The organism is Lysobacter sp. Root604 (assembly GCF_001427505.1).
Classification (GTDB): domain Bacteria; phylum Pseudomonadota; class Gammaproteobacteria; order Xanthomonadales; family Xanthomonadaceae; genus Lysobacter.
In genome coordinates this window covers 283,845-300,763 of sequence record NZ_LMGS01000001.1, presented here as the reverse complement: position 1 = coordinate 300,763, position 16,919 = coordinate 283,845, and the positions used below count along the sequence as shown (strand labels likewise).

Sequence of the window (16,919 nt, the reverse complement as noted above, 5' to 3'; positions counted from 1 at the left end):
CTGAGGGCACCGCCCAGCGGCCCGATTCGGCATCTCGCCGGCCGTCGAGCGCGGCGGTCGCCCGGAGGGGTCCGCCATGCGATAATCGGCCCGCCGGCCACCTATTTCGTGGCCGGCTTCGAATACTGGAGCCCGGAATGTCGATCGTCGTCCGCGACGTGCGTGAGCACGAGCTGGATTCCGTCCTTGCACTGAACAACGCCGCCGGACCCGCGATCCTGCCGCTGGATGCAGCCAGACTGCGCCACTTCTTCGACCGCGCCGAATACTTCCGGGTCGCCGAACGCGACGGAACCATGGCCGGTTTCCTGATCGGCATGGGCAGTCATTGCGAGCACGACAGCAGCAATTTCCGCTGGTTCCGCGAGCGCTATCCGGACTTTTTCTATATCGACCGCATCGTGGTCGCCAGCCGCCGTCGCGGCGGCGGCGTCGGTCGCGCGTTCTATGCCGACGCCCAGAGCTATGCCGAGTTGCGCTATCCGCAGCTGGCCTGCGAGGTGTTCCTGGAAGGCGGCAACGACCCGGCCCTGCTGTTCCACGGCAGCTTCGGCTTCCGCGAGGTCGGCCAGCACGTGATGGCCGAGGCCGACGTGCGCGCGGCGATGCTGATGAAGCCCTTGTGCAGCTACGCCTGGGTGCGCGACACCTACGGCGACCAATTGCCCGATCAGCCCTGGCTGACCCGTCCGCGCATCGCACTCGCCCACGACGACTCCCTGGCGCAGCGCCCGACGGGCACCTGCCCATGAGCGTGGCGGTGGATTACGAGCAAGCGGGCGAACTCAAGATCGGCCAGGTCGGCATCGCCAACCTGCGCGTGCGCACCCTCGACGTCGCGCGCCTGATCGAGGAAATGCGCGGCCGCGTGCAGCGCGCGCCCAAGTTGTTCGGGCGCGCCGCGGTGGTGATCGATTTCGGCGGCCTCAGCCACACCCCGGACGCGGCCACCGCGCAGGCGCTGCTGGACGGCCTGCGCGCCGCGGGCGTGCTGCCGGTCGCTCTGGCCTACGGCACCAGCGAGACCGAGCGCCTGTCAGAGGCCCTGGGCCTGCCGCTGCTGGCCAAGTTCCGCGCCCAGTACGAGCGCGGCGACGACGAACCCGCGCCGACGCCGGCACCCGCCGCACCGGCTGCCGCGCCCGCCCCGGCGCGCCGCGAAGCCGCTGCCGCCGCCGCGCCGGCCAAGCCTGCCGCGCCCGCGGCCGCGCCCGGACTGATCCAGTCCGCGCCGGTGCGCTCGGGCCAGCAGATCTATGCCGAAAACCGCGACTTGACCGTGCTGACCGCGGTCGGCGCCGGCGCCGAGGTGATCGCCGACGGCTCGGTGCATATCTATGGCCCGCTGCGCGGGCGCGCCCTGGCTGGCGCGCAGGGCAATCCGCAGGCGCGCATCTTCTGCCGCGAGTTCCATGCCGAACTCGTGGCGATCGCCGGCCACTACAAAGTGCTGGAAGACATTCCCAAGACCCTGCGCGGCAAGCCCGTGCAGGTCTGGCTCGAAGACGAACAAATCATGATCGCGGCGCTGGATTGAGGCCGCACTTTAGGAGGAATACAACTTGGCCGAAATCATCGTAGTCACCTCGGGCAAGGGCGGCGTCGGCAAGACCACGACCAGCGCCAGCGTCGCTTGCGGGCTCGCGCGCCGCGGCCACAAGGTCGCCGTGATCGACTTCGACGTCGGTTTGCGCAACCTCGACCTGATCATGGGCTGCGAACGCCGTGTGGTGTACGACTTCGTCAACGTCGTCAACGGCGAAGCGACGCTCAAGCAGTCGCTGATCAAGGACAAGCGCTTCGACAACCTGTTCGTGCTGGCCGCCTCGCAGACCCGCGACAAGGACGCACTGACCAAGGAAGGCGTGCAGAAGGTGCTCGACGATCTGATCGCCGACGGCTTCGACTACATCGTCTGCGACTCCCCGGCCGGCATCGAGAAGGGCGCGTTCCTGGCCATGTACTTCGCCGACTCGGCGGTGGTGGTGGTGAACCCGGAAGTGTCCTCGGTGCGCGACTCCGACCGCATCCTCGGCCTGCTCGCGTCCAAGACCCGCCGCGCCGAGAACGGCGAGCGCGTCAAGGAACACCTGCTGCTGACCCGCTACAGCCCCAAGCGCGTGGAAACCGGCGAGATGCTCAGCATCGGCGACGTCGAGGAAATCCTCGGCCTCAAGACCATCGGCGTGATCCCGGAATCCGGCGACGTGCTCAACGCCTCCAACAAGGGCGAGCCGGTGATTCTGGAAACCGAGTCCGACGCAGCCCAGGCCTACGACGACGCGGTCGCGCGCCTGCTCGGCGACACCCGTCCGATGCGTTTCGTGCAAGTGGAAAAGAAAGGCTTCTTCAGCAAGATCTTCGGAGGCTGAACATGGGACTGTTCGACTTCCTGCTGGCCAAGAAGCAGACTGCCTCGGTCGCCAAGGACCGCCTGCGCATCATCGTCGCCCACGAGCGCGCCGGTCGCGGCGGCCCGGAGTACCTGCCGATGCTGCAGCGCGAGCTGCTCGAGGTGATCCGCAAGTACGTCAACGTCGACGTGGAGTCGGTCAAGGTGGACCTGGTCAAGGAGGGCGAGCACGACGTGCTCGATATCTCCGTGGCCCTGCCCGATCGGACCAATCCCGCGCAGGCGTGAAGCGAGGAGCGAGCAACTAGCTATGAGTGACTGGTAACGAGTAGCAGCAAAAGCGCTGCGCACTTACTAGTCGCTCGTTACTGGCCACTCGTTGCTAGCTCCATGCTCACCCTCTCCGACATCGACCCCGCCGCCGTCGCCACCCTGCTCGCGCGCTACGGACTGAGCCTGGTGCGGGTGGCCGACGGCGAGCCCATTCCGGGCAGCTATTGGGGCGAGTGCGAGGCCGGGCTGATCGGCAGCCGCGTGTACGCGCGCGGCGACACGCCGGTGCATTCGCTGCTGCACGAAGCCGCGCATCTGATCGTGCTGCCGCCGCAGCGCCGCGCCGCGGTGCATACCGACGCCACCGACTCGGTCGAGGAAGAGGACGCCGTGTGCGTGCTGCAGAGCCTGCTCGGCGAGGCCCTGCCCGGCGTGGGCCGCGAGCGCGTGCTCGCTGACATGGATGCCTGGGGCTACACCTTCCGCCTGGGTTCGGCGCAGGCCTATGTCGAGCACGATGCCGACACGGCTTGGCGCTGGCTGCACGAGCGCGGCCTGGCCGACGCGACTCAGCGGACCCTGCTGCTGCCGACGGCGTCCTGACGCCGACCGCCCGATCCCTCGACTACCGCGGCGCCGCCGCGCAGCGCGCCCGCAGGCGCTGCCCGGCGACGGCCACCGCGGCCGTCGCGCACGCCCTCCGGGCGCACGCATTGGGGCTCGCTACAGCCCCGCATCCGATACCGTCCCTGGCACGGTCGATCCAATGGGTACCCGCTACGGGCGATCCTTCGCCGCGGCCGCCGTCCTCCGGAGGTTGCCGCCAAGCCTGTAACTCCACACCCACCGCCATCGCCGCTGACGTCCCGACGGCTTCCCTAGCCGCCGACGACCGGTCCATCTCCTACCTCGCGCCCGCCGCTCCGCAGAGCGCCGGACGAGCATCCATGGCTCGGCACGGCCATCCAGGCCGACGCCGTCGAGCATTCGCTACCGCTCCCTGAAACCCCTTTCACGATCGGGCAACACCGCCGCCCCGCACTCCCGACGCCCTCCCCGGTGTCTTGATGGTCGGTCCTGCGCGGCGCGTGGCGCGCCTGCGCGAGTTCAGACCTTCCATGGCGTACCGGGCAACCATCCCCATGGCCATGCAGCACTGCCCTGGAGCGTCACCTTTCCCGCTTCTTCGTCACAAATCAAATGATTCTTTTATGACTGCTGTCGGTTTTAGTCGATGATCCGGGCCGCAACAAGCCCGGCTGACGCACGGAGCTCAATCCGAAATTGCGCGCAGTTGGCGCCTTTAGAGTGCATGAAGCCGACCATTTACCAACATAACGGGCATCGCCTTCACCCGTTCTTCACGCAAATATGAACGCCAGCTGTACGTAATTAGCCAGCCGGTTGCCGCTCCGCGTCACCGATTCCGTTACCGCCCGTCCGGGTCGGGCGCCGTTTGCGCGAAAAGCGCCGGCGCGCGCGCCGGTTCGCCGGAACCAGGCAAGCCGCCCGGCTGCCCGCGCACAGGTCGCGGCCAGCGCAGGCAAGCCGGCCTTCGCGGCCCGCGCCGCAGCCGCATGCGGGCCCCCGGGTTCCGTCTTTTCGGCCTTGCGCCGCACCGGACGGCCCTCTAGCCTCGGGGCACCCCGCGCCCGGCGCGGTGCATTCGTCCCGGAGAGAACACCCTATGAAGCCCTTACGCGCCCTGCTCGCGCTCAGCATTACCGCCGCCGTGATCGGTCTGGCCGGTTGCAAGAAAGAACCGACCGCGCCCACCACCGGCACCGCGCCGACCACCGCGCCCCAGGGCGAGACCGCCGATCAGTTCATCGCCCGCGTCAACGCCGAATACAAGGCGATGTACCCGGAGATGAGTTCGGCGCAGTGGCTGTCGAACACCTACATCAACGACGACAGCGCGATGATCGCGGCCAAGAGCAACGAGCGTTGGCTGACCCAGCTCAACAGCTGGATCGAGCAGTCCAAGCGTTTCGAAGGCCAGCCGATGTCGCCCGACACCGCGCGTTCGATCCAGTTGCTCAAGCTGCTGACCTCGATGCCGGCGCCGAAGGATCCGGCCAAGCTCGCCGAGCTGACCAAGATCGCGACCAAGATGGACGGCATGTACGGCTCCGGCAAGTACTGCACTGGCGAAGGCGACGCCAAGAACTGCCGCCAGCTCGGCGACCTCGAGGACGTGCTGCGCGGCAGCCGCGACTACGATGCCCAGCTCGACGCCTGGCAGGGCTGGCACACCATCGCCCAGCCGATGCGCAAGGACTACACGCGCTTCGTCGAACTGGTCAACGAAGGCGCGCGCGACATGGGCTACGCCGACACCGGCGAGATGTGGCGCTCGGGCTACGACATGAGCCCGGCCGAGATCGCGGCCGAGACCGACCGCCTGTGGGGCCAGGTCAAGCCGCTGTACGAGCAGTTGCACTGCTACACCCGCACCAAGCTGGAAGCGACCTACGGCGCCGACAAGGGCCACGTCGCCGGCAACATGCTGCCCGCGCACCTGATGGGCAACATGTGGCAGCAGGACTGGGGCAACCTCTGGGATGTCCTGGCGCCGTACAAGAACGCCGGCAGCCTGGACATCAACGGCGCGCTGGCCGCGCAGTACCAGCAGCAGTTCGACGCCCAGATGGCCAAGAATCCGGACTCGCGCGAGCCCGAGCAGCAGGCCCAGCTGGAGGTCGACGCCCAACTCGCCACCGCGCGCCAGATGACCGAGCGCGCGCAGGACTTCTACGTCTCGCTGGGCATGCCGAAACTGCCCGAGACCTATTGGAGCAAGACCCAGTTCGTCAAGCCGCGCGACCGCGACGTGGTCTGCCACGCCAGCGCCTGGGACATGAACATGGCCGGCGACGTGCGCACCAAGATGTGCATCAAGCCGAACGAGGAAGACTTCACCACCATCTACCACGAGCTCGGCCACGTCTATTACTACATGGCCTACAACAAGCAGCCGCCGCTGTTCCAGGGCGGCGCGCACGACGGCTTCCACGAGGCCATCGGCGACACCATCGTGCTGGCGATGACGCCCAAGTACCTGCAGTCGATCGGCCTGGTCGGCGATCAGCAGCAGAGCAACGAGGCGCTGATCAACGCGCAGATGCGCATGGCCCTGGCCAAGGTCTCGTTCCTGCCGTTCGGTTTGATGATCGACCGCTGGCGCTGGGGCGTGTTCGACGGCTCGATCAAGCCGGGCGATTACAACAAGGCCTGGTGGGATCTGAAGGCCAAGTACCAGGGCGTGGCCCCGGCCACCGCGCGCGGCGAGGAGTTCTTCGACGCCGGCGCCAAGTACCACGTGCCGGGCAACACCCCGTACACGCGCTACTTCCTCTCGCACGTGCTGCAGTTCCAGTTCTACAAGGCGCTGTGCGACGCATCGGGCTACAAGGGTCCGCTGTACGAGTGCAGCTTCTACGGCAACAAGGAAGCCGGCGCCAAGTTCCAGGCCATGCTGAGCAAGGGCCAGAGCCAGCCCTGGCAGAAGACCCTGAAGGAACTCACCGGCGGCGAGAAGATGGACGCCTCCGCGGTGCTGGAGTACTTCGCCCCGCTGCAGACCTGGCTGAAGCAGCAGAACGAAGGCAAGACCTGCGGCTGGCAGCCCGACGGCAAGGTCGCCGTGGCGACCAAGCCCGCGGCCGGCAAGGGCTGATCGCCACGCGCCATGTTCCTAACGAAGGCCGGCATTCGCCGGCCTTCGTTTTTCTGCGGGCGTCGCGACGAACCCCGCCCCTTTCCCAGGAGCGGAACCGCCATTCATCCCACGCACCTTTCCAAAGAAGCACCGCCATTCATCGCCCCCTTTGAAAAAGGGGCCGGGCGCCCCGTGCGAATCGGTGTCGATTGTCTACTCGCGGCGCCGGGGGATTTGCTGTCGCTGGCGTGAAGCCAAAGCAAATCCCCCCTAGCCCCCCTTTTTCAAAGGGGGGGACGAGGCGGCGCCGAAAAGGGATGCAGCGCATCGCGCAGTGCGAGCACGCATCTCGCCCCACCTCGCAAAGAGGAACCGCCATTCATCCCACGCGCCTTTCCCAAAGAGGAACCGCCATTCATCGCCCCCTTTGAAAAAGGGGGCGGGCGCCCCGTACGAATCGGTGTCGATTGTTTACTCGCGGCGCCGGGGGATTTGCTGTTGCTGGCGCGAAGCCAAAGCAAATCCCCCCTAGCCCCCTTTTTCAAAAGGGGGGAACGAGGCGACTTCGAAACAGCGCATCTCACGCCGCCTCACAAAAAAGGAGCCGCCATTCATCGCCCCCTTTGAAAAAGGGGGCGGGCGCCCCGTACCAATCGGTGCCGATTGTTTACTCGCGGTGCCGGGGGATTTGCTGTTGCTCGCGCGAAGCCAAAGCAAATCCCCCCTAGCCCCCCCCTTTTTCAAAGGGGGGAACGAGGCGACTTCGAAACAGCGCATCTCGCGCCGCCTCACAAAAAGGAGCCGCCATTCATCGCCCCCTTTGAAAAAGGGGGCGGGCGCCCCGTACCAATCGGTGTCGATTGTTTACTCGCGGCGCCGGGGGATTTGCCGTTGCTCGTGGGAAACCAAAGCAAATCCCCTTAGCCCCCTTTCTCAAAGGAGGAGGGAACAAGGCGGCGCCGAAACGGATGCAGCGCATCGCGCAGTGCACGCACGCATCTCGCCCCGCATCGCTTCGTTGTGAGCCTCGTCAAGTTATGCCCGAGCATGCGCTGCTACGGTCGCCGACATGTCCAACCCCATGCCTACGGATAGCCGGGTGGTCTCGCGCCGGACCCTGCCCCTGCTGATCGCCGCGCTCGCGCTGGCCAGCGCACTGGTGGTCGCGCTGGGCTGGCAGTTGCACCAGGCGCGCGAGAACCAGCGTTGGTTGGCGCAGCGCGCGACCCAGCCCTACATCGGCATGTACGTGCCGCGCATCGCGATGACCTCGCTGGACGGCGCCAGCCGCACGCTGGGCCAGCCCGAGCGCGACTACCAGGTGCTGTATTTCTTCACCACCGGCTGTCCGCACTGCCGCGCCTCGGCGCCGTTGGTGAAGGCCATCGCCGCGCAGCTCGACGCCGCATCCGAAGGACGCGCCGAAATGCTGGGCGTGGCCCTGGACCCGGCCGCCGCCGCGGGCGCGTACGCGCGCGAGCACGGTTTCGCGTTTCCGGTGATCGCCACCCAGGACCGACGCAGCGCGATGCTGTTCCGCGCGCGCAACGTACCCCTGCTGCTGGTGATCGGCCGCGACGGCCGCGTGCGCTATGCGCGCGTGGGCGCGATCAATACCAAGGAAGGCGTCAACGGCGTACTGACCGCGGTGCGGCGCAAGGAGGCGTCGGCAGCGGGCCCCACCACCAAGGAGAGTTGAGATGAAGCATCGGACACGCAGTGTGCGCATCGCCCTTGCTGCCTTGCTGTTCTCCACCGCGATGAGCTTCGGCGCATTCCAGGTCGTCGCCGGCGACGGTAGCGGCGTGCAAGCCGAAAACGAAGCCTGCAGCGCCTGGGCCTGTCGCCAGGAATGCCAGGGGTTCGGCGGCGACCTCGGTCCCGGCGGTCCGGGCCAGCCCTTGCAGTGCTATTGCTGCGGCTGAGCCCCGCTCCGGCACCATCGCAGTTCCCGACCGGCCGGCGGAGCGATCCGCCGGCCGGTCGCGTTGGCAAACCCCTTTGCGGACGGCACGCGCGCGGCGCAATACTGCGGCCATGAGCCCGCGCCCCACCCTCGTCGCCGAACTCGCGCCGCAGCCGCTGCAACACGCCACCGCCCTGCCCGCGCGCTACTACACCGAGGCCTCAATGGCCGCGCTGGACCGGCGCCTGATCTTCGATCCGGGCTGGCAGTTGATCGCCCACCTGTGCCAGCTGCGGCAGCCCGGCGATCACGTCGTGGCCGACCTGGCCGGCTTGCCGACGATCGCGGTGCACGGCGAGGACGGCGAGATCCGCGTGCTGCACAACGTCTGCCGCCATCGCGCCGGGCCGATCGCCAGCTGCGACGGCCTGGCCGCGCGTTCGCTGCGCTGCCGCTACCACGGCTGGACCTACGGCCTGGACGGAGTGCTGCGCTCGGCCCCGGAAATGGGCCAGACGCCGGACTTCGCGGTCGCCGACGTGCGCCTGCCGCAACTGCGCGTGCGGATCTGGCAGGGCATGGTGTTCGCCTGCGTGGGCGAGCCCTCGATGAGTTTCGACGAACTGGTGCAAGGCATCGACGAACGCATCGGCGGCGAACGCGGGCTGGCCGACTACGGCCACCACCACAGGGTGAGCTACGACGTGGCCTGCAACTGGAAGGTCTACGTCGACAATTACCTCGAGGGCTACCACGTCCCGCACATCCACCCCGGCCTCAACCGCCTGCTCGACTATCGCAGCTACGTCACCGAGACGGCGCGCTGGTACTCCTACCAGTGGAGCCCGCTGGAAAGCGGCGACGGCCTCTACGGCGACGGCGACGCGCTGTACTACTGGCTGTGGCCGAACACCATGCTCAACATCCTGCCCGGGCGCCTGCAGACCAACCGGGTGGTGCCGGTCGGCGTGGACCGCTGCCGGGTGGTGTTCGATTTCTATTACCGCCGCGACGATTCCGGCGAGGCGCGCGCGCGTCGCGACGCCGATCTCGCCTTCAGCGACGAAGTGCAGTTGGAAGACCTGACCATCTGCGAGGACGTGCAGCGCGGCCTGGCCTCGGGCTCCTACGTCGCTGGCCGCTTGAATCCGCTGCGCGAGAACGCGGTCCACCATTTCCAGGAACTGCTGCGCGCGACCTACCGCGACGCCGGGGCGCCGGACGGGGCGTGAGCGCCGTCGGCCGACCGCTGGGCGTGTGGTCGGCCACCGCGCTGGTGGTGGGCAGCATGATCGGCAGCGGCGTGTTCCTGCTGCCGTCCGCGCTGGCGCCCTACGGCGGCGCGACCCTGATCGGCTGGGCGATCACCCTGTGCGGCGCGCTGCTGCTGGCGCTGACCTTCGCCCGCCTGTCGGCGCGGTGGCCGCACAGCGGCGGGCCCTATGTGTACGCGCGTCAGGCCTTCGGCGACACGCCCGGCTTCGTGATCGCGTGGAGCTACTGGATCTCGATCTGGTGCGCCAACGCCGCGATCGCGGTGGCGTTCGCCGGCAGCCTGGGCGCCGTGTTCCCGGCCGCGACCGCGACGCCGGCGCGCGCGGCCGCCTGCGCGCTGGCGGCGCTGTGGCTGTGCAGCGCGGTCAACCTGGCCGGCATCCGCGAGGCCGGCCGCATGCAGCTGCTGACCACCGCCTTGAAGCTGCTGCCGCTGCTGCTGTTCGGCGGCGTCGCGCTGTGGTTCGCCGACACCCATGCGCGCATGCCGTTCAATCCCAGCGGCGAGTCCTTGCCGCAGGTCGCGCACGCGACCGCGGCGCTGAGCTTGTGGGCCTTCCTGGGCCTGGAGGCGGCGACCGTGCCGGCCGGCGCGGTGCGCGACGCCGAGCGCACGGTGCCGCGCGCGACCGTGTTCGGCACCTTGATCGCGGGCGCGGCGACCATCCTGGCCTGCACCGCGGTGCTGGGCGTGCTACCGGCCGCGACGCTGCAGGCCTCGCAAGCACCGATGGCCGACGCCGCGCGCGCCTTGTGGGGCGCGCCGGCCGGCATCGCGCTGGCGCTGGTGGCGGCGGTGTCCTGCTTCGGCGCGCTCAACGGCTGGGTGCTGCTGTCGGCGCAGCTGCCGTTGGCGGCGGCGCGCGACGGCCTGTTCCCGCAAGTGTTCGCGCGCGTGGACGCGCGCGGCACGCCGGTGGCGGGCGTGCTGATCGGCAGCGCGCTGGCGTCGGCCCTGGTGCTGTCGAACTACAGCCGTTCGCTGGTGCAGCTGTTCACCTTCTCGATCCTGCTGTCGACCGCGGCCACCTTGCTGCCCTACGTGGCCGGCAGCGCGGCCTGGGCCTTACGCGGACGAGGCCGCGCCAGTCGCGCGATCGCGGTCGCGGCCTTGCTCTACAGCCTGTATGCCTTGTTCGGAATCGGCGCGCAGGCCCTGCTGTGGGGCGCGGCGCTGGTCGGCGCGGGCCTGCCGCTGCATTGGTGGTGGCGTCGACGCGCGGCAGCCGCGCCCCCGTAGCCGCAAACCTGTCCGTCGCCCGGCCGCCCGCCCGCCATTCGATCCGATCGCGCGGCGGCTTGCGCCGTAACGAATCGCCGGACCTATTCGCCGTTCAGTTCGCGCAGCTCGGCCGCTCGATCGGCATTGAGCTTCATCGGGCAGTAGCCGTACATCGGCGAGCCCACGTACGCGCCGGCCAAGCCGCAATGGGTGTTGCGGTACTTCAACCAGGCCTTTTGCGACTCCTCGAACTTGGCTGCGTCCTCGGGATGGTCAGCGCTCAGACGCGCGTGAATGGCCTGGTAGTGGCGCGTGATCTCGAGCTTCGCCCGCTCGGAGACTCGGTTGGAACACACCTCGACCACCGCGTTGTTGATCGGACCGTGTTCGTCGACGCAGGCGCTGTAGAGGGCGTCGTAGTTCGGCGCAGTCTGCGCGTTCGCCCGACACGGCAGCAGCATCGGCAGCGCCGCGAGAACAACCAGGATCGTCTTCATCGCCTGCGACTCCCACGCCACGCGCGCTGGCCGATCGACGAATCGAGCCGGTACGCGCGGCGAGTTGAACGTGATGGTATGCCCGACACCATTGTGCATCAGCCCAGGCGCGAATCCGTCACCTAAGCGCTCGCACCGCGTCCACGCCGCGCGCGCTTGCGCCTCATCGCGCAGGCGCGGACGGATAGACCCAGGTCGCGAAGAACGCGCTGAGATCGCGGCCGCTGGCCTGCTCCATCGAGCGCTCGAAGTCCTGGCTGGTCACGGCGGTGCCGCGGTGGGCGCGCGTGTATTCGCGCAGGCCGTTCCAGAACGCCGCCTCGCCGAGTTCCTCGCGCAGCAGGTGCAGCACGTAGGCGCCCTTCTGATAGACCACCGCGCGATCGTCGCCGCTGGGCTTGTCCCAGTCCGGGAACACCAGCGGCTTGTCCTTGCCGGTTTCCTTGAGCTTCTCGTAGCGGCGGCGCCAGCCGTCGACCTGCTTGAGGTATTCCTCGCGGCCGAAGCGTTGTTCCATGTAGCTGGCGGCGAGGAAGTTGGCGAAGCCCTCGTTGAGCCAGAAATGGCCCCAATCGCGGCAGGTGACCAGGTTGCCCCACCATTGGTGCGCGGCCTCGTGCGCGATCAGCGATTCGTCGCGGCGGTCGCCGAGCACGCCGCGGCCGTACTCCTCGGACAGCAGCGAGAAGCCCGCATGCTCCTGGCCGATGGTGCGCGCGACCAGGGCCTGGGTGTAGACGCCGCCCGGATACGGCACGCCGGCGCGGCGCTCGAAATAACGCAGCATGTCGCCGCTGTCGGCGAAGATCCGGCGCAGTTCGTTCTGGCTGTAGCCGGCGCCCAGGTAGCGCAGGCGCACCTTGCTGCCGCGGTCGCTGGCCTCCTCGAAGGGGCCGGCGGCGAAACCGTAGGTGTAGGCCGGCATCGGCACGGTCTGGCGCCAGCGGTGCAGTTCGCTGCCGTTGCCCAGGCTGCGGCGGCCGACCAGATAGCCGTTGCCCACCGCCTTCAAGCCGGTCGGCAGGACCACGCTGAGGTCCAGGCTGGCGCGCTCGTCGGGCGCGTCGATGCCGACCAGCCACTGCGCGGTCGAGAACAGGGTGTAGATCTGGCGGCGCTCGGGATGAAACTGCAGGCCGAAGCGCGGGCTGCCGTGGTAGGCGACGGTGATCTCGCGCAGCTGGCCGCGCAGGGCCGGCCGCGACAGCCGCACCTTGAGTACGCGGCCGGTCTGGTCGAACGACAGCGAGCGCTCGCCTTCGCGCACGCGGTCGATGTCCAGGCCGTCGCGGTCCAGCACGATCAGGTCGGTGGCGTCGACGGTGGCGACGAAGCGGATCGCGACCTCGCCCTTGAGGCTGCGGGTCTTGAGATCGGGTTCGATGCGGGCGACGTAATGGCGGATGTCGATATCGCGCGCCGACGCCGCGGCCGTCCATGCCAAGGCCAAAGCCAGGCCGGCGCACCGAAGGGCGCGCGCCCCGCCTCGTGTCCTCGCTGGGTTTCTGTCCTTGCCTACTGCCATGCCGTTCCGTCATGCCGCCCGTCTTCGGGGCGAAGTCTAGCGTCCCCGGACGCGGCTCGTTTGAACGCGTCCGTACCGATGCGTCGGCCGCGGTTCATAGGGACGGCGGGCCCGCCACGCTCGCACGTACCGCCTCGGCCAGGCGGCGCAGGTCGTCCTCGCCTTCGGGGGCGGGCAGATACACGACCGCGGCCATGACGCGTCGCAGGTCATCGGCGCCCGGCGCGGCATCGCCGGGCACCGCGTACAGACTGGAGGCGCCGCAGGTGGCGTCGAAGCCGCGCGCGAGCAGGCCGGCGATCAGTCGCGGCGGATCGTCGCTGAGCACCGGCAGCACCCAATGGGTGGCCTGGGCGGCGGCGCGGCCCGGCCGCGCCAAGGGCGAGGCCGACAGCAGGCGCTCGCCGCGCTGCGCGCGTTGCGCCACCCGCGCCGGCGGGTAGTCGCGCAGGCGCCGCAACAGCAGCCGGGACTGCGCCGCGCAGGGCCGGTGGCGGATGCGCTGGAACAGCTCGCCGCCGGCGAAGCCGCGCACCGAGCGATTGATCAGGGCATCGTGATCGATGCCGAGCGCGCGGCAGGCGCGATAAAACAGGCGGTAGGCGGCGCGAACGGTCAACGCCTTGAGCAGCGCGTACTTGCCGACCCGCTGCGCGAATGCCGCGGTTTTCTGCAGCGGCAGGCGCGCCTGCGCCGCGCCCACGCGCTCGCGCAGGTCCGGGTCGGCGAAACGCAGCAGGGCGCCGCCCAAGGCGGTCGCGGTCTTGATCGGGCCGAAGCTGAGCAGGCTGACGTCGCAGCCCGCCTCGCCGAACCAGCCGTCGCCGGTGTAGGCCTGGGCGCCGTCCTCGACCAGCAGCAGGCCGTGGCGGCGCGCGAATCCCTGCGCCGCCTGCAGCGGCATGCGGCTGCCGAACAGGTGCGCGACCAGCAGCATGCGGCTGCGCGGGGTCAGGGCCGCGGCCAGCGCGGTTTCGTCCAGGCTCAGCGTGTCGGCGTCCACGTCGACCGGCACCGCGCGCAGGCCGTGCTGCTCGATCACCGCGATCATGTCGCGGATGGTCACCGCCGAGACCAACACCTCGCTGCCCGGCGGCAGCTGCAGGGTCGCCAGCAGACGATCGAAGCCGCTGCGCACCGACAGGCTGACCAGGCTGCGGCGGCCGTCGTCGGCCAGCGCATCGGCGCCGGCCTCGGCGGCGGCCTGGGCGCGCTCGGGGTCGCCCCCGCGCACCGCATACGCCAGCGCGTGGGCGAGATCGAGCCAGCCGATATCCGGGCGTTGCCGCGGCAGCATCGCTGGCGCCCCCTCGCTAGAGCGTTTCCGGCGGTTCGATCGCGGGCGCGTCCTGGGTCGGCGGCAGCTGCCGCGAACGCGCCGACTCCCAACGCCAGAACGCCCAGCCCACCACCACGAAGGCCAGCGCGGCCAGGGCCAGCGAGGTGCCGCTGCCGCTGACCAGCGGCGACAGCACGCCGGCGATCAGGGCGTTGAGAACCAGGCCGGTGAAGGCCTGCAGCGAGGAAGCCGACCCGCGCTGACGCGGGTACATGTCGAGGATCGCCAGGGTCACGATCGGGAACACCAGGGCGACGCCGAACGAGCACAGCGAGATCGGAATCACCGCCCACGGCACCCGCGGGGTGGCGTCGAACAGGTTGTAGGCGACGTTCAACGCCATCGCCAGGATGGTGCAGGCGAAGCCGATCCGCACCATGCGCTGGCCGCCGACCTTGCCGGCGGTGCGCCCCGACACGAAGGCGCCGATCACCATGCCGCCGATCATCGGCACGAAGAACCAGGCGAACGAGCGCTCGTTGAGCTGCAGCAGGTCCAGCACGAACGATGGCGCCGAGGAGATGTACAGGAACAGCGCGCCGAAGTTGAAGGCGCTGGCCGCGGTCAGGCGCTGGAAGCGCGGGTTGATGAAGATCGCCACGTAGTCGCGCAGCAGCCGGCGCGGCACCAGCGGCAGGCGCGAGGCCGGCGGGTGGGTTTCCGGCAGCACGCGCAGGGTCGCGATCAGCAGCAGCACCGAGAACGCGACCAGGAACCAGAAGATCGCCGGCCAATGGCTCCAGCCCAGGATCCAGCCGCCGATGATGGGCGCGATCGCCGGGGCGATGCCGAAGATCATCGAGACGTGGCTCATCAGGCGCTGGGCGTCGTCGCCCTGCAGCACGTCGCGGATCACCGCGCGGCCGACGATCAGGCCGACGCCGGCCGACAGGCCCTGGATCGCGCGGAAGATCAGCAAGGTGCTGAGGTCGCGCGACAGCGCGCAGCCCACCGACGCCAGAGTGAACACGAACAGCCCGCCGATGATCACGCGCCGGCGTCCGATCGCATCGGACAGCGGGCCGTGCACGATGCTCATCAGCGCGTAGGCGATCAGGTAGACGCTGATGGTCTGCTGCATCGCCAGCTTGTCGGCGCCCAGCTCGGCGCCCATCGCCGGAAACGCCGGGAAGATGGTGTCGATCGAGAACGGCCCGAACATCGCCAGGCCGGCCAACAGCGGAGCGAGGTAACGCGCGGGTTTGGCGCCCGCTCGCGATGTCGCAGGTTCGGACATCAGGGCGCGGCCACCGCGCCGGTGTCCGGCGGGCCCTTGAGTTCGACCAGGTTGCCCTCCGGATCGAACAGATACTGCGACGGGCCCTCGCCTTCGGCGCCGTAGCGCGAACCGAAGTCGCCGATGCGCACCGCGTGCGCGTTCAAGTGGGCGACGATGGCCTGGCGATCGAAAGGATCGGCGCGCAGGCACAGATGATCCATGTTGCGGCCCTCCACGCCCGGCGCGGCGCCACCCATGCGGCCGAGCTTGCCGTCGATGCCGACCAGGTCGATCAGCGACTGGCCGGCGCGCAATTGGATCAGGCCGATTTCGTCCTGGCGGCGCTCCAGCGAACAGCCCAGCACCTCGCAGTAGAAAGCGACCATGGCCTCGGGATCGCGCACCCGCAACACCACGTGATCGAGTTGCAGCAACTGGAACGGGGGTGCGCTCATGCGATGGATCCGCGGCCTCGTGATGATCGCGACAGCATACAACCGCGTCGTCGCGTCGGCGTCGCGCGCGACTGTCCGGATCGGTCGTTTGGCCGTCGCGATCGCGCCTTCGCGTTCAAGACGCAGGCGCGGTTGCGGCAGGCGCGGTTGCGGGCTGCGGCGCCTTCGCGGGCGCGGCATCGCGCTTGCGCGACCGCGGCAGCGCCTGCAGGCGGCCCACGCCTTCGATCGGCACCGCTTCGGCGCGGCGCGCGTCGGGCCACCACAGGAACACGTAGGCGCTGCTGGCGCCGAGCAGGCGCGCCTGCCCCGGCAACGGCGCGGCCGCGCCGGCCAGGGTCACGCGCACGGCGTGGCCGGCGCCTTCGTCGCGGATCCGATTGGCCTTGGCGATCACGTAGGAACAAGTGCTCAAGGCCATGCCCATGAACACCACGATCGCGATGCCGGTCTCCGGCTTCAATCTCAGCAGGGTCCAGCGGAACCAGTCCGACTGCGGAAACACGAAGCGCCCCCACCACCGCCGTTGCAGTTCGCGCACCCGGCGCGGGTGCTGCTTGCGGTACATCTCCGGCCAGCTGACCAGCCACGAGATCGTCACCGACAGCGCCAGCACCAGCGCGTAGCCCGGATCGCGCAGTCCGGCGACCAGGTAGTCGCTGGCCTGCATGTATTCCAGGATCGGCAGACCGAACTGGCGGTAGAACCAGTAGTTCGCCCACAGCCCGATCATCGACACCAGCACATAGCCGGTGCTCAAGCCCAGGCTGGGCTCGCGCAGCATGCGGCGCCAGGCGAGTACCGCCCAGGCCTCGCGCGCCAGCGCGGCTTCGGCTGATAGCGGCCGCCGGTCCGCCTGAGGCGAGGCCTCGATCGCGGGCGCGCCCTGGCCGTCGCCCTGGCCGCCGCGACGGCGCCTGCGCTTGGCCCGCGGCGAACCGGGGCCGCCCGAACCGTCGCTCATGGCGTCCGGCTCCGGCGCGCCGGCGCGCGGCAGGCGCGTGGACGTGTCGCGCCCCCCCGGATCCCTACCCCCTGGCATGCCTGCATAGACGATCGACGGCCCGCGAACGACGAAGCCGCCATGGTACGGCGGATCGCCGCAAACTGAACCGGCCGCATCCTGACCCGGCGCCGGCATCGGGCTATAATCCCGAGCTTGAAACACGCGGTGGGAGAAGCCGGCCGGCCCCG

The 16,919-nt window shown here is 69.3% G+C and carries 16 protein-coding genes; 10 read left to right on the top strand and 6 right to left on the bottom strand.

What is annotated here, in order from left to right; all coding sequences use genetic code 11:
* Window positions 1–137: 137 nt before the first annotated feature.
* The 10 genes from ASD69_RS01495 to ASD69_RS01450 all read left to right on the top strand — a co-directional run bounded on the left by ASD69_RS01495 (window position 138) and on the right by ASD69_RS01450 (window position 10,708).
* Window positions 138–752, top strand: coding sequence for a GNAT family N-acetyltransferase (locus tag ASD69_RS01495; RefSeq protein ID WP_056173054.1), 615 nt, complete (start codon window positions 138–140; stop codon window positions 750–752).
* Window positions 749–1,537 (top strand): septum site-determining protein MinC, encoded by a 789-nt coding sequence (gene minC, locus ASD69_RS01490; RefSeq protein ID WP_056173051.1) that lies wholly within the window; start codon window positions 749–751, stop codon window positions 1,535–1,537. Before ASD69_RS01495 ends, minC begins: the two co-directional genes overlap by 4 nt.
* Window positions 1,538–1,562: 25 nt before the next feature.
* Window positions 1,563–2,372: a septum site-determining protein MinD gene (gene minD, locus ASD69_RS01485; RefSeq protein WP_056173048.1), complete on the top strand. Its 810-nt coding sequence runs from the start codon at window positions 1,563–1,565 to the stop codon at window positions 2,370–2,372.
* A gap of 2 nt (window positions 2,373–2,374) precedes the next feature.
* On the top strand, window positions 2,375–2,641 hold the full coding sequence (minE, locus tag ASD69_RS01480) for a cell division topological specificity factor MinE (protein WP_056173045.1): 267 nt from the start codon (window positions 2,375–2,377) through the stop codon (window positions 2,639–2,641).
* A 102-nt stretch (window positions 2,642–2,743) separates the two neighbouring features.
* Window positions 2,744–3,229, top strand: coding sequence for a hypothetical protein (locus ASD69_RS01475; RefSeq protein WP_056173042.1), 486 nt, complete (start codon window positions 2,744–2,746; stop codon window positions 3,227–3,229).
* A 1,084-nt stretch (window positions 3,230–4,313) separates the two neighbouring features.
* On the top strand, window positions 4,314–6,305 hold the full coding sequence (locus ASD69_RS01470; protein ID WP_056173040.1) for a M2 family metallopeptidase: 1,992 nt from the start codon (window positions 4,314–4,316) through the stop codon (window positions 6,303–6,305).
* A 1,063-nt stretch (window positions 6,306–7,368) separates the two neighbouring features.
* A complete protein-coding gene (locus tag ASD69_RS01465) occupies window positions 7,369–7,986 on the top strand; it encodes a TlpA disulfide reductase family protein (RefSeq protein ID WP_056173037.1) in 618 nt (205 codons plus the stop codon).
* Between the two features lies 1 nt (window position 7,987).
* Window positions 7,988–8,212, top strand: a complete 225-nt coding sequence (locus ASD69_RS01460; RefSeq protein WP_056173035.1) for a hypothetical protein — start codon at window positions 7,988–7,990, stop codon at window positions 8,210–8,212.
* Between the two features lie 112 nt (window positions 8,213–8,324).
* Window positions 8,325–9,425 (top strand): aromatic ring-hydroxylating dioxygenase subunit alpha, encoded by a 1,101-nt coding sequence (locus tag ASD69_RS01455; protein ID WP_056173032.1) that lies wholly within the window; start codon window positions 8,325–8,327, stop codon window positions 9,423–9,425.
* Window positions 9,422–10,708, top strand: a complete 1,287-nt coding sequence (locus tag ASD69_RS01450; protein WP_056173030.1) for an amino acid permease — start codon at window positions 9,422–9,424, stop codon at window positions 10,706–10,708. Before ASD69_RS01455 ends, ASD69_RS01450 begins: the two co-directional genes overlap by 4 nt.
* 83 nt (window positions 10,709–10,791) lie before the next feature.
* On the opposite strand, the gene ASD69_RS01445 is transcribed toward ASD69_RS01450, so the two are convergent.
* From ASD69_RS01445 to ASD69_RS01420, 6 genes are all read right to left on the bottom strand, one after another.
* Window positions 10,792–11,187, bottom strand: coding sequence for a lysozyme inhibitor LprI family protein (locus ASD69_RS01445; RefSeq protein ID WP_200943924.1), 396 nt, complete (start codon window positions 11,185–11,187; stop codon window positions 10,792–10,794).
* Between the two features lie 163 nt (window positions 11,188–11,350).
* Window positions 11,351–12,631: a M1 family metallopeptidase gene (locus ASD69_RS01440; protein WP_162250597.1), complete on the bottom strand. Its 1,281-nt coding sequence runs from the start codon at window positions 12,629–12,631 to the stop codon at window positions 11,351–11,353.
* A 175-nt stretch (window positions 12,632–12,806) separates the two neighbouring features.
* The gene (locus ASD69_RS01435) at window positions 12,807–14,009 is read right to left on the bottom strand and encodes a DegT/DnrJ/EryC1/StrS family aminotransferase (RefSeq protein ID WP_056173026.1); all 1,203 of its coding nucleotides are present in this window, start codon (window positions 14,007–14,009) and stop codon (window positions 12,807–12,809) included.
* A 16-nt stretch (window positions 14,010–14,025) separates the two neighbouring features.
* Window positions 14,026–15,288 (bottom strand): multidrug effflux MFS transporter, encoded by a 1,263-nt coding sequence (locus tag ASD69_RS01430; RefSeq protein WP_056173023.1) that lies wholly within the window; start codon window positions 15,286–15,288, stop codon window positions 14,026–14,028.
* Window positions 15,288–15,725: a VOC family protein gene (locus ASD69_RS01425; RefSeq protein ID WP_056173019.1), complete on the bottom strand. Its 438-nt coding sequence runs from the start codon at window positions 15,723–15,725 to the stop codon at window positions 15,288–15,290. The genes ASD69_RS01430 and ASD69_RS01425 overlap by 1 nt, the downstream gene beginning before the upstream one ends.
* A 115-nt stretch (window positions 15,726–15,840) precedes the next feature.
* Entirely contained in the window at window positions 15,841–16,689 is an 849-nt protein-coding gene (locus tag ASD69_RS01420) for a hypothetical protein (RefSeq protein WP_056173015.1), read from the bottom strand.
* Window positions 16,690–16,919 lie beyond the last annotated feature (230 nt).